This window comes from Dellaglioa carnosa, assembly GCF_026948345.1.
Lineage (GTDB): Bacteria > Bacillota > Bacilli > Lactobacillales > Lactobacillaceae > Dellaglioa > Dellaglioa algida.
In genome coordinates this window covers 35473-49112 of the sequence record NZ_JANXLI010000001.1, presented here as the reverse complement: position 1 = coordinate 49112, position 13640 = coordinate 35473, and the positions used below count along the sequence as shown (strand labels likewise).

The window sequence follows — 13640 nt, the reverse complement described above, 5'->3', positions numbered from 1 at the left end:
CCCTAAAAAAATAGCACTAAATTTACATTTAGCACTACTTTCCAATTAGGCGTTAACAATTGCCATAATTGCTTCTTCAAATGCGAGGCATTTAGCTTGCGCCTTTTCATTTGTTTCAGCTTGTGTTCCCACATAAAATTTAATTTTTGGTTCAGTTCCTGAAGGACGAATTGCAATCCAAGAACCATCTTCTAAAATATATTTCAAAGCATTTGCCGTTGGTAAACCAATTTCTTCTGATGTGCCATCAGCTAATTGTGCCATACCAGTTGTAAAGTCTTCTAGCTTGGTAACTTTATAACCAGCAAAGTCTTTAGGCGCATCTTCACGGAAAATAGTCATCAAGTCTTTAATTTTTTGAACGCCTTCAATACCTTCAAATGTTAGTGCTTTTGTGTTTTCAGCGTAATAGCCATATTCTTTAAACAAATCATCTAATCCATCAGATAACGTTTTATCAGATTGTTTATAGTATGCCGCAACTTCAGACAACATTACTAATGCTTGAATAGCATCTTTATCGCGAACAAATGGACGAATTAAGTAACCATAACTTTCTTCAAAACCAAACATGAAAGTATGTTCATTTGTTTCTTCATAACTTTGAATTTGTTCCGCAATAAATTTGAATCCAGTTAACACATTAATCATTTTTGCATGATGTGCTTCGGCAATTTTAGTTGCCAATTCAGTTGAGACAATTGATTTAACCCCAACAGCGTTGGCAGGTAATGTACCTGCATCTTCGCTGGCCGTCAAAATATAATTAAACATTAAAACAGCGATTTGGTTACCCGTTAATAATTTGTATTCACCATCAGCTTGGCGTACGGCAACACCCATACGATCAGCATCCGGATCAACAGCAATCAATAAATCAGCATGTTCACGACGACCCCATTTGATAGCTAAATCAAATGCTGGTGCATCTTCTGGATTAGGTAATTTAACCGTTGGAAATTCAGGATCACCTTCAGCTTGTTCAGGCACAATCTTGAATTGTTCAAAGCCAGCTTGTTTCAAAGCGCGTTCGCCCAACATTTTACCTGTTCCATGAAGTGGCGTGAAAACAAGTTTCATTGAAGCGCCAACTTCATCAACTAATTTTTGATTAATCGTTACTTTTTTAACTTCAGCAAGGTAAGCAGCATCAACTTCTTCACCAATAATTTGAATTGTTTTATCAGCTTTTAATGCTCTTTCATCGCCTACTTTGATAGCAAATAAATCATCAGCTTCACGAACAAAACCAGTAATCATATCTGATTCTTCAGGTGGCATTTGACCGCCATCTTCACCATAAATCTTGTAACCATTGTACTGTTTAGGATTATGGCTAGCCGTAATCATGATTCCGGCATAAGTAGCTAAATGACGAACCGCGAATGATAATTCTGGCGTAGGACGTAAACTTTCAAAGACAAAACTTGGAATACCATGAACGCCTAAAACGCGAGCTGATTCCATAGCGAAGTCCTGTGATTGGTATCGTGAATCGTAACTAATTGCGACACCGCGCATTTTAGTTGCATCATCTAAGGTGTCCATAAAACGAGCTAATCCTTCAGTTGCTTGACGAATTGTGTAAATGTTCATCCGGTTAATTCCGGGTCCCATCAAACCACGCATCCCAGCAGTACCGAATTCCATTGGTTGGTAAAAAGCTTCTTTTAAATCTTCTTGGTTATTTTTAAGCGAAACAATTTGATTTTTGAGTGTTGCATCTAACGTTTCTTCATTTAACCATGTTGAATAACTGTCTTCCCAAGTCAAAATATCACTCCCATTCATATAATATTTCTATTATACAATAAATGCGCTTACTATTCAGGATAATAAAAAAGATATCAGAATAATTCTGATATCTTTTTCCCAGAAAGGCGTTCCCGCTCAATTCCTGCTTGAATTACTTTCTCTAAAAGAACCTTAAATTGCTCGGTCTCTCCCTCGCTGAGGACTGCTACGCTCTCATCGTTAACCGCAGTTACCTTATCGAAAATAACTTGATAGTTATTAATCGCTTTAGCTGTCGGGTAGAGTTCTGTCTGCCGTTTATCAACGTCAGACATTTTCTTTTCGATCCAACCATTTTTAATTAATTTTGAGATGGCACGCGTCACGACACTGTGATCCCGGTAAATATTTTGGATTAGTTTATCCTGACTAATTCCGGGCGATTCACAAACTAATAACACATAAAAGAAATTACTTTCAGAAAGTTTAAATTCTTTTAAAGTGTCATTTATTCTCAAACGAATCATTCTATTGTAAATTGTTGTCAATTTTTCAACTTCATGCGTATCGTAAAAAGAACGTCCATTCATATTTTGCATCTCAAAACCCCTTAATTTTTTCTTTCTTTTCTAAAGTAAACTAATCCGATTAATCCGATTAGCATTGAGATTACCATAATAAAGATCATTGAAAAACGGTAGCCAATGACAAATGATGCTGGAATACTAGCAATAACAATAATAATTGTATTAAATAATGACCCACTAATTTGTCTTAATGTATTTGTTAACGTGGTTGCGTGATTAATCTCTACTGGACTTAAATCCTTCAACGCTTCAGTTGTGGCTGGCGCCATAATTGCACCAACCCCCGCCAAACGAATGGCGTAAGTTACGACTGAGAGCCAAATAGGAAATTCGGCTGTTAATAATAACATCGGTAAGACCGAAATCATTAACATTAAAAAGCCAAATACGAATATTTTTTTATACCCATATTGGTCATAGAGATTACCAACAATAGGAGAAATGATAGCATTAATTGCGGCTCCCGGCAACATAATTAAACCGGCAGTCATACCTGATAGATGTTGATTATTTTCTAGAAACATTGGCATGACTAGCTCAGTTCCTAATAGGATACCAAACACAAGCATAATCAATGAAATCATTGTTGAAAATGATCGTACTTTAAAAATACGAATATTTAAAAAGGGTTCTTCAAGTGTCAATTGACGTCGACCAAAGTAAATCATAATTAAACTTCCAATAATAATCAGTCCAAGGGCAATTAATAATTGTTCTCTAATAATTGAAATACCAATTAAGATGGCCGTTAAGGCAATTGATGATGAGAAAAATGATTTGAAATCAATTTTAACCGCTTGTTTTTCTGAGTAGTTAGGTAAAATGAACAATCCAATAATCAAGATAGTAAGCATGATTGGAATAATAAAAATAAATAATGCTCTCCATGGTAAAAAGGTAATCATGACCCCTGATAATGTTGGCCCAATTGCCGGAGCGGCTGAGATGACCAACATTGAAAGACCCATTACAGTTCCACGACGTTCAATCGGATTGATTGTAATCATGCTAATCATCGTAAAAGTCGTTAACACCCCTCCGGCAGCAGCTTGGATCAATCGACCTAATAAGATTGCCCAAAAATTAGCACCACTTGATGCAACCAGGCTACCAATAAGGAAAACGACCATAATTCCGATGAAAATCTGTCTTGTTGAATATTTTTCATACAGGGTTGCAGATAATGGCGTCGAAATGCCAACCATTAAAATATATCCCGTTGTTAACCATTGAGCCGTTGCAAAATTAACATTTAATACCGAAATTAATTTTGGTAAGGCAGTAATCATCAGTGTTTGATTTAATAATGCGGCAAAAGTCGCAAGTAATAAAATCGCACCAATTGTGTTTCTTTTTTTGTTTGTCATTCTAATTCTCTTCTCGCTTAGATTTACGTTTATACACTATTTTATGCATAAGTAGTTTAAATAAGTATAATGTGCATTTGCACATAAAGTCAAGCAAAAAAAATAGGCCCATAAAAAGGCCCATTCAATCTTTTAGTTTAATTCAGCATCTTTTAATGATTCAAGATAACCGAACGCTTGTTGTCCAGCAATCCCACCATCACCAACGGCAGTCGTAATCTGACGCAATTCTTTCTTACGAACATCACCAATCGCAAAAATACCGGGTACATTAGTACGCATATTTTCGTCAGTTGGAATCCAACCGTAATCATCAGTAATACCAAGTTTTGTGAACGCCGTTGTCATTGGTTTAACACCAACATAGATAAAGACACCACTAGCAGGTACTTCTGACGTTTCACCAGTTTGGTTATTCGTTACTTTAACACCAGTCACCTTACGATCATCACCAACAATATCTGTGACGTTACTATCCCAAACAAAATCCATTTTATCGTTTGCAAATGCACGATCTTGCAAGATTTTTTGAGCGCGTAACTTATCACGACGATGAATAACAGTCACCTTAGATGCTAATTGTGTTAAATAAGAACCTTCTTCAATCGCTGAGTCTCCGCCACCAATAACGACAACTTCACGATTTTTAAAGAATGCCCCATCACACACCGCACAGTATGACACGCCTCGTCCACCAAAGGTTTCTTCGCCTTCAGCACCTAATTTTTTATACTCTGAACCAGTTGCAATAATTAAGGCTTTTGTTTCAAAAACATCGCTATCCGTTGTAATGAATTTCGTGTCACCTTCGGTTGTAATATCACTCACGCTTCCATAAGCATATTCCGCCCCAAACTGTGTCGAACTTTCGTACATTTCTTTTGCCAAATCGGGTCCTAAGATTGATTTGAAACCGGGATAATTTTCAACTTCAGCCGTATTATTCATTTGACCGCCATAAATACCACGATCAATCATTAAAACCGATAGATTTGCACGTGATGCGTAGAGCGCAGCAGTCATTCCACCGGGTCCAGCACCAATCACAACTACATCATATTTTTTCGTCATTAGCCTAACCTTCTTCCTTTTAGTAAGTAATATAACAATACGCCATGCATCTTTTTTTGTCCATCTAATTGCTTACCCTTCAAATAAAAAATAGGTCTCAAGTTTAACTAACTTGTGACCCATTTAACTTTAAAGAATGATCTTATTTATTTTTAGCCGTATCTTCTGCAATTAATTTTGCACCTAAAGTTTTCAAGTATTCTTTTAATTCATCTTTAACTTCTTTATGTTTCAAGCCATACTCAATACTTGTCTTGAGGTAACCAAACTTATAACCAACGTCATATCTCGTACCCTTAAATTCATGGGCAAAAACACGTTGCACTTTATTCAATGCATCAATGGCATCAGTCAACTGAACTTCGTTACCAGCACCCGGTTTCTGATGTTCAAGAATACCAAAAATTTCGGGTGTTAATAAGTAACGACCGATGATAGCCAAATCGCTTGGTGCCTCTTCGGGCGTAGGTTTTTCAACAAAGTTTTTAACATTAAATAAGCCAGGTTTAACTTCAACTTCTGGATTGATCACACCATACTTCGACACTTCTTCATGTGGGACATTCATTACAGCCAAAGTTGATGCATGCGTTTCATCAAAGCGATTCATTAATTGACGCGTTAACGGCACTTTATCTTCCATTAAATCGTCGCCTAACATAACAACGAACGGTTCATCGCCAACAAAGTCTTTAGCCATTAAAACAGCATCGCCAAGACCTCTTGGATGTGATTGGCGAATGAAATACAAGTTAATATCTGTTGTTTCTTCAACTAACTTAAGTAATTCATCTTTATGCTTTGCAGCTAAATTAGCTTCAAGTTCTGGCACTGAATCAAAATGATCCTCAATTGGTCGTTTACCTTTACCCGTAACAATCAAGATATCTTCGATACCTGATTGACGTGCCTCTTCAACGATAAATTGAATCGTTGGTTTATCAACAATTGGGAGCATCTCTTTTGCCATTGCTTTAGTTGCTGGTAAGAATCGCGTTCCTAATCCGGCAGCTGGAATAATGGCTTTCTTAACTTTTTGCATTATTTAATCCCCTTTTATTCTGCTAATTCAGATTTACCATCACGGTTAAGTAAAGATTCGATTACCAAGTTAATTTCTTTATTGTTATATAAGACGTCATAGATAGCATTTGTAATTGGCATATCAATCCCTTGTTGTTGCGCTAATTCATACGCTGCTTTAGCTGTACCAACACCTTCAATAACCATGCCCATATCGGCAACAACGTCATCTAATGATTTACCTTTACCTAATTGGTCACCAGCACGCCAGTTACGTGAATGGACACTCGTGGCTGTAACAATTAAATCACCTACACCAGAAAGACCCATAAAAGTTAATTGGTTAGCGCCGAATGACGTTCCTAAACGTGCAATTTCTGCTAATCCACGTGTTATTAAAGCGGCTTTAGCATTATCGCCATAACCCATACCATGTAACATACCAGCACCAACGGCAATAATATTTTTCATAGCTGCGCCAATTTCTACACCAATAACATCATTGTTTGTATAGATTCTCAAGAAGTTATTCATAAAGAGATCTTGAACAAAACTTGCGGCAGCAGGGTCAGCACTTGCTGATACGATTGTTGTTAAATCACGATTAGCAACTTCTTCAGCATGACTTGGACCAGAAAAGACAACGACACTACCACGAATATCAGCAGAAATTTCTTCTTCAATTACTTCTGAAATACGTTTATGTGTTACTTGTTCTAATCCTTTACTTGCATGAATAACAATTGGTTTGTTGCCTGTTTCTTTTAAGATTGCTGCTACTTGTTTAGCAACAATACGGCTTGCTTTTGTTGGAACAACAAATAAAATAGCATCAACCTGATCCAAAGCTTCTTTTAAATCGTCATACGCATGTAGATCTTTAGAATAAGTATAATCATCCAAGTAATGTGTATTCGTATGGAACTCATTCATCTCTGCTACTTGTGCTGGAACGTTTGACCAAAGTCTGATGTCATGACCATTTTCAGTTAAAATGTCGGCCAAAATACTACCCCAAGAACCGGCACCTAATACTGCTACTTTTTTTGTCATTATATAATCTCCTTCAAAATTTATTCCTTCTAAGCATACCAAATTTTGCATCTAATAGCATTAAATTTATTTCTATTGTCCGTCCAAATACCATTGATTCTGTGGTTCCCAATATCTTCTTAATAATAACCAACTAATTGAGCCAACAAAAATCACTAATGAAAGTAATTGAGAAACACGAATTGTTGAGAATAACATGAGACTATCCGTTCTCATCCCTTCAATAAAGAACCGACCAAATGAATACCAGATAAGGTACGTAAACAGGATTTCACCGCGTTTAAAAAGGTGTAGTCGATGTCGTAAGCTGATTAAGATGAAGAAACCAATCAGACTCCACAATGATTCATATAAGAACGTTGGTTGATAATATGTACCGTCAATATTCATTTGGTTAATAATAAATTCTGGTAGATGTAAATTTTGTAACGCCTCTAACGTTGTTTTTCCACCATGAGCCTCTTGATTAACAAAATTACCCCATCGGCCAATTGACTGTGCGAGTAAGACAACTGGTGCCGCTAAATCAAACAACAACCATGCTGATAAATGACGACGCTGACAGAACACAATTACTGTTATCATTGCGCCAATTAGTCCACCGTAGATGGCAATACCACCGTCCCAGATACGATAAACTTCACTTAGATGTTGCGAGTAATAAGACCACTCAAAAACAACATAGTAAAGGCGTGCAGAAACAATCGAGATTGGTAATGCCCATAAAACCATGTCATAAATAGTATCTTCATCGATACCTATCTTTTTACCTTCAAATATTGCCAAGACAATTGCGAGAATCACGGCACTGGCAATGATGACACCATACCAACGAACCTCGCTAGGGCCTAACTTAAAGGCTATGGGATTCAATGTGGCTAATAAAAAATTCAATTCACTCTCATCCAATCTCTAATCTTTTTTTGAATTTGTTTGGATTAATCCATTTAAATTATCTTCAAATACTTTTGTTGCGTCATAACCCATTGTTTTCGCACGGAAATTCATCGCAGCGACTTCAATAATGATGGCCAAGTTACGTCCAGTTTTAACTGGTACCGAAATTTTAGGTAAATTCACATCGAAAATCTTAACAAACTCTTCACCGTTACCCAATCGATCAAATTGTTTATCCGGTGACCAATTCTCTAAATGAATAATAAGTGAGATATCCGTGTCATCACGGACTGCACCTGCTCCAAATAAATTCATGATATCAATAATACCAATGCCACGAATTTCAAGTAAATGTTTCAGAATTGCAGGTGCTTCACCAACAAGTGTCTCTTCATCTTTTTGGAAAACATCTACACGATCATCAGCAATTAATCGATGCCCACGTCTAATTAATTCAAGCGCAGTTTCTGATTTACCTACACCTGAATCGCCGGTAATCATCACGCCAAGACCATAAATATCAACTAAGACACCATGAATTGATTGACGTTCAGAAAGTCTAGCTTCCAGATAGTTAACCATATTAGAAGATAGGCGAGAAGTTGTTAACTTGGAAATTAAAATTGGAATATGTCGCTCTTTAACGATTTCCAATAACTCAAGTGGTACATCTAAATCATTTGAAACGACAAAACACGGCGTTTGGTCTGTCGCCAGTTGATTCATCACAACTAGACGATTCTCATGCGTTAATCCATTTGCATAAGCATGCTCTGTCATTCCAAATAACTGAATACGTTCTTTAGGGTAAAAATTAAAATACCCCGTCAATTCAAGACCTGGACGTGAGATGTCGCTTGTTGTTATTTTTTTATCATCCAGGTATTCTTTTCCAATTAAAACGGTTAATCCCATTGCATCTACTAAATTTCTAACTGAGACTTCATTGGCCATATTAGTGCCCCCTATTGTCTATTTTGAATAAAGTAATTTGTTACAATCGTGTTGGAAATACTCATCACAATTGAAATCACAAATGCCGCCCAAAAACTCGAGAATTTAAATTCGTTACCCACGAAAAAGGACGTCATTTGTAGCATGAACGCATTAATGATTAAGTAGAAAAAGCCTAAACTAAATATTGTCACCGGTAGTGATAGTATCACCAAGAATGGTTTAACTAACATATTTAAAACAGCTAATACAAAACTAGCAATTAGCGCTACCCAGATACTTTTTACGAATAGTGTATCCGGAAAAAAGCCGGATATTGCCAAGAATAACACGGCATTAATTAAAACACGTTGCCAAAATCCCATTATGAATCACCTCATTATTATTTTTTATCTGTTACTTCAACATCTTTTATAATTTTACGGTCACTTTTATTTTTGGTTGTTGATCCAGTTCGTTGACCAGCACTAGATGTAAACTGTTCAAAAGAACTAGTAAATGCACGTTTCTTTCCTGGGATGCTAATTGCCAACAAGATATAGACAAGGATAAATGCGCCTTTTGTCGCAAAAATTAACATTAAGAATAGAAATCTAACAAGGGTTGGATTCCAATTCAAGTATTCGGCAAGTCCAGCTGCAACGCCGGATATAATTCTATTGTTTGATTTTGTAAATTTTTTATTTGTTTTCATTTTATAGTTCCTCCATTCAGAATAATCTACCACTATTGTACTTCTTATCATACTTATTTGACAATTCTAAAGCGCGTTCTTTACTTAAATTTTAACGTTTATCTAAAAAAATAGCTAACAATTGTTAAATTGTCAGCTATTGAATCATCGCTACTTATTCGTTTTCTTTTTCTAACTCAGATTTACCGGGATTTAATTCAGTAATCCGACCGTTTTTCAAGTACACAATCCATTCACAGACGTTAGTCACATAATCACCGATACGTTCAAGGTATGTGGCAACCATCAAATAGTCAGCACTTCCTACAACCGTTTCCGGATTAGTTTTCATTTCGTGGATACATTGATCATAAATAGTTGTGAAATACTGATCGATTTCAAGATCTGATTTAGCCACTTTACGTGCTTTTTCAGCATCTTTTTTAATATAGGCAGTTAGAACTTCTTCAACCATTTTACGTGCATGATCACCCATAATACCAATCTCATCTTCAATCTCTCGTACTCTTGGATTACCCTTAACTCGGATTGTTGATCTTGCAATACTTACCGCATGATCGCCCATTCGTTCTAAGTCTGAGATAGCCTTCAAAACAGTGACGATATCTCGTAAATCACTTGTCACCGGTTGGTACAACGCAATCATTTCAAGCGTTTGCTTTTCCAACTTCATCTCACGTTCGTTAATTTTGTAATCCCCGACAATGACTTCATGAGCCAATTCTTTGTCGTGATTAATGAAGGCACTGACAGATTTATGAATTGCTTCACTAACCATCATGCCCATTTCACTAAATCTAATGTGTAGCTTTTCTTGTTCTTCATCAAAAAGTAATCGCATGATTTTGTCTTCCTCCCTTAACCGAATCGACCACTAATGTAGTCATCCGTTTCTTGGTGCTTAGGTTGTGTAAATAGTTCTCTAGTTGGTGCAACTTCAATTAAATGGCCTTCCAAAAAGAAAGCCGTTCGATCTGAAATTCGAGAAGCTTGCTGTAAATTATGAGTCACTATTATAATAGTATATTTTTCGCGCAATTCTAGCAACATATTTTCAATTTTACTACTTGAACCTGGATCCAAAGCACTAGTGGGTTCATCTAATAAAATAACTTCAGGTTCAACTGCTAATACGCGTGCGATGCAGACACGTTGTTGTTGACCACCTGATAGAGCAAGCGCATTTTTCCCTAAATCGTCTTTGACGTCATCCCAAACGGCCGCTTGTTTTAAACTTTTTTCAACGGCTTCATCCAAGGTTGCTTTATCTTTAACACCAGCCAAACGTAAGCCATAAACAACGTTTTCATAAATTGAGAATGGAAATGGATTTGGTTGTTGGAATACCATGCCCACATTTTTACGTAAACTTACCGTATCCATCTTAGGACCATAGATATCTTCACCTTTTAATTTTACGGCACCAGTAATTGTGACGCCTGGGATCAAATCATTCATCCGATTTAACGTTCTTAAATATGTTGATTTACCACAACCAGAAGGTCCAATTAACGCAGTAATCCCCTTTTCATTAAAGTCGAGATCAATGCCTTTGAGCGCTTCTTTTTTACCATAATACAAATGAACATCATTCGTTTCAATTATCTTACTCATTTGCGCTCCCCCTTAACCGAAGTTTCCTGAAACATAGTCATCCGTTAATTTAATTGTAGGTCGTGTGAAAATAGTTGTCGTTTTATCAAATTCAACCGCGTTTCCTGAATGGAAAAATGCCGTGTAATCCGAAATACGTGATGCCTGTTGCATATTATGGGTCACAATAATAATTGTATATTTTTCTTTTAATTCTAAAAGTGATTCTTCAACAATTCGACTTGAAATCGGATCTAAGGCACTTGCTGGTTCATCTAACAATAAAATATCAGGTTCCATGGCGATTGCTCTAGCAATACACAAACGTTGTTGTTGTCCACCAGATAATGATAAAGCACTGACATTCAAATCATCCTTAACTTGATCCCAAAGTGCAGCTTGTTTTAATGATTTTTCAACACGTTCCTCGAGTAATTGTTTATCTTTCATACCATGACGTTTTAACGCAAACGTAATATTTTCATAGATTGATTTTGAAAATGGGTTAGGTCGTTGAAAAACCATCCCAATATGTTTTCTCATTTCATAAATATCAACATCATCTTTATTAATATCTAAGTCACGATAAATAATTTTGCCTGTAACATCAGCAATCCCATCATTCATTCGGTTCAATGATCTCAGGTAAGTTGATTTGCCAGAACCAGACGCACCAATTAATGCCGTGATTTTAAACCGTTCAAATTGTAAGCTAACATCCCTAATTGCTTCATTAGACCCATAATGAACATGTAAATCTTTTGTTTCTAAAGCAATTTCATGTTTATCCTCATTGAAGGTCATAATTCTAGATTTTTCAATATTATTTTCTGCCATGTTCTTGACCCCCTGAATGATTTATTTACTTGATGTAATTTTACGATAAAGTGCCTTACCACCAAAACGTGCCAAGAAGTTAAATAATAAAACGGCGATGATTAAGACGGCTGATGCACCAGCTGAAACAGCAGATGCATCCGGCATAATACCTTCTGAGTTAATCTTCCAAATATGAACGGCTAATGTTTCAGCTGGACGCATTGGATTTAATGGACTTGCAATATCTGCTGGATTCCAGTTTGTGAAATCTAAAGCGGGTGCACTTTGTCCGGCTGTGTAAATTAGAGCAGCAGCTTCACCAAAGATTCGGCCAGCACTTAAAATAACTCCTGTTAAAATACCGGGTACTGCATCCGGAACGACCACTCTGGTCACAGTTTCCCAACGTGACAAACCTAATGAAAACCCAGCTTCACGTTGAGAGTACGGAATTGCACGTAACGACTCTTCAATCGATCTTGTTAATAAAGGTAAATTAAAGAATGTTAACGCTAATGCACCCGATAGAATTGAAAATCCAAAGTTAAATTGAACAACGAAAATTAAGAAACCGAAAAGGCCAACGACAACTGAAGGTAATGAACTTAAAATTTCAACTGATGTTCTGATAACGGTTGTTACCCAATTATTCTTTGCATATTCTGATAGCCAAATACCTGCTCCCAATGAGATGGGGAATGAAATCAGTAACGTTAATAACAAGAGATAGAATGAGTTAAACAACTGAATACCAACACCACCACCGCTTGAAAATGATTTTGCTGGAGTTGTTAAGAACTGCCAGCTAATATGTGGTAATCCCCGAACTAATATATAACCAAGTAAAGCAGCCAGAACTAGAACAACAAATCCTGCGATACCGTATAAAATACTTGTAGCAATTTTATCTGCTTTTTTAGGATTCATTACTTAAGCGCCCCTCTCTTACCAATAACTCTTACAACCATATTAAAGAATAATGACATTAATAATAGAATTAAGGCAAGTGACCAAAGTGCATTATTTTCTAATGAACCCATGACCGTATTCCCAATTCCCATTGTCAAAATACTTGTTAATGTTGATGATGGTGTAATTAAACTTGATGGCATTAATGACGCGTTACCAATAACCATTTGAACAGCTAAAGCTTCACCAAAAGCACGTGCCATCCCGAAGACAACAGCAGTCATAATGCCCGGTGTTGCTGCCCTTAAAATAACTTTATAAATTGTTTGCCAGCGGGTTGCTCCTAAAGCTAATGAAGCTTCACGGTAGTAGCGAGGGACTGATTTCAAGGTATCAACAGTCATTGACGTTACCGTTGGCAAGATCATCACAAATAAAACGAACGTTCCTGATAAAATACCGAACCCCGTCCCACCAAAAATACTTCGGACAAAAGGTACAACTACTGAAAGACCAATAAATCCATACACTACTGAAGGAATACCGACTAATAATTCAGTAACCGGTTGTAAAATACGACTACCTTTATTAGGCGATATTTCAACCATAAAAATGGCCGTTCCAATCGCAAATGGTGTCGCAATTAATGCTGATAAGAATGTCACAAAGAATGATCCAGCAATCATTGGTAAAGCACCAACTTCTGGTTTACCTGTCTTATCTAGCGTTCCAGGATTCCAACTTTTACCCAATAAAAAATCTTTAATTGACACTTTATCAGTAAAGAATGTTGCCAATCCCTTTGAAGCCACAAAATAAAAGATAGCAAGAACAATGGCAACAATTAACCCAATACAGAAATAAGTAATTATTTTACCGCGCATCTCAAGTTTAGATGCTTTAGACTTTTTTAATAAACTTTCGCGAATCGGATCCATA

General features: G+C 36.5%; 15 protein-coding genes. All 15 read right to left on the bottom strand.

What is annotated here, in order from left to right; translation table 11 throughout:
- Nucleotides 1-45 precede the first annotated feature (45 nt).
- Entirely contained in the window at nt 46-1773 is a 1728-nt protein-coding gene (locus N0K80_RS00225; RefSeq protein WP_269023412.1) for a phospho-sugar mutase, read from the bottom strand.
- Between the two features lie 74 nt (nt 1774-1847).
- Nucleotides 1848-2333, bottom strand: a complete 486-nt coding sequence (locus N0K80_RS00220) for a MarR family winged helix-turn-helix transcriptional regulator (protein WP_269023411.1) — start codon at nt 2331-2333, stop codon at nt 1848-1850.
- Between the two features lie 11 nt (nt 2334-2344).
- Nucleotides 2345-3688 (bottom strand): DHA2 family efflux MFS transporter permease subunit, encoded by a 1344-nt coding sequence (locus tag N0K80_RS00215; RefSeq protein ID WP_269023410.1) that lies wholly within the window; start codon nt 3686-3688, stop codon nt 2345-2347.
- Between the two features lie 132 nt (nt 3689-3820).
- Nucleotides 3821-4759, bottom strand: a complete 939-nt coding sequence (gene trxB / locus N0K80_RS00210) for a thioredoxin-disulfide reductase (RefSeq protein ID WP_057973693.1) — start codon at nt 4757-4759, stop codon at nt 3821-3823.
- 142 nt (nt 4760-4901) lie between these two features.
- Nucleotides 4902-5801, bottom strand: coding sequence for a UTP--glucose-1-phosphate uridylyltransferase GalU (gene galU / locus N0K80_RS00205; RefSeq protein WP_269023409.1), 900 nt, complete (start codon nt 5799-5801; stop codon nt 4902-4904).
- A gap of 14 nt (nt 5802-5815) precedes the next feature.
- A complete protein-coding gene (locus N0K80_RS00200; protein ID WP_269007568.1) occupies nt 5816-6835 on the bottom strand; it encodes an NAD(P)H-dependent glycerol-3-phosphate dehydrogenase in 1020 nt (339 codons plus the stop codon).
- 72 nt (nt 6836-6907) lie between these two features.
- Nucleotides 6908-7729, bottom strand: coding sequence for a prolipoprotein diacylglyceryl transferase (gene lgt, locus N0K80_RS00195; protein ID WP_269023408.1), 822 nt, complete (start codon nt 7727-7729; stop codon nt 6908-6910).
- Nucleotides 7730-7747: 18 nt separating this feature from the next.
- A complete protein-coding gene (hprK, locus tag N0K80_RS00190) occupies nt 7748-8686 on the bottom strand; it encodes an HPr(Ser) kinase/phosphatase (RefSeq protein WP_269007566.1) in 939 nt (312 codons plus the stop codon).
- Between the two features lie 11 nt (nt 8687-8697).
- Nucleotides 8698-9051, bottom strand: a complete 354-nt coding sequence (locus N0K80_RS00185) for a phage holin family protein (protein ID WP_057973689.1) — start codon at nt 9049-9051, stop codon at nt 8698-8700.
- Between the two features lie 17 nt (nt 9052-9068).
- Nucleotides 9069-9380 (bottom strand): PspC domain-containing protein, encoded by a 312-nt coding sequence (locus tag N0K80_RS00180; RefSeq protein ID WP_269023407.1) that lies wholly within the window; start codon nt 9378-9380, stop codon nt 9069-9071.
- Between the two features lie 154 nt (nt 9381-9534).
- Nucleotides 9535-10221: a phosphate signaling complex protein PhoU gene (phoU, locus tag N0K80_RS00175; protein ID WP_057973687.1), complete on the bottom strand. Its 687-nt coding sequence runs from the start codon at nt 10219-10221 to the stop codon at nt 9535-9537.
- 17 nt (nt 10222-10238) lie between these two features.
- Complete coding sequence (gene pstB / locus N0K80_RS00170; protein ID WP_146342383.1) at nt 10239-10994, bottom strand: phosphate ABC transporter ATP-binding protein PstB; 756 nt, start codon at nt 10992-10994, stop codon at nt 10239-10241.
- A gap of 12 nt (nt 10995-11006) precedes the next feature.
- Nucleotides 11007-11810, bottom strand: coding sequence for a phosphate ABC transporter ATP-binding protein PstB (gene pstB / locus N0K80_RS00165; RefSeq protein ID WP_057973685.1), 804 nt, complete (start codon nt 11808-11810; stop codon nt 11007-11009).
- A 21-nt stretch (nt 11811-11831) separates the two neighbouring features.
- On the bottom strand, nt 11832-12719 hold the full coding sequence (gene pstA / locus N0K80_RS00160) for a phosphate ABC transporter permease PstA (RefSeq protein WP_269023406.1): 888 nt from the start codon (nt 12717-12719) through the stop codon (nt 11832-11834).
- Nucleotides 12719-13639 (bottom strand): phosphate ABC transporter permease subunit PstC, encoded by a 921-nt coding sequence (pstC, locus tag N0K80_RS00155; RefSeq protein ID WP_146342385.1) that lies wholly within the window; start codon nt 13637-13639, stop codon nt 12719-12721. Before pstC ends, pstA begins: the two co-directional genes overlap by 1 nt.
- Nucleotide 13640: the final 1 nt, after the last annotated feature.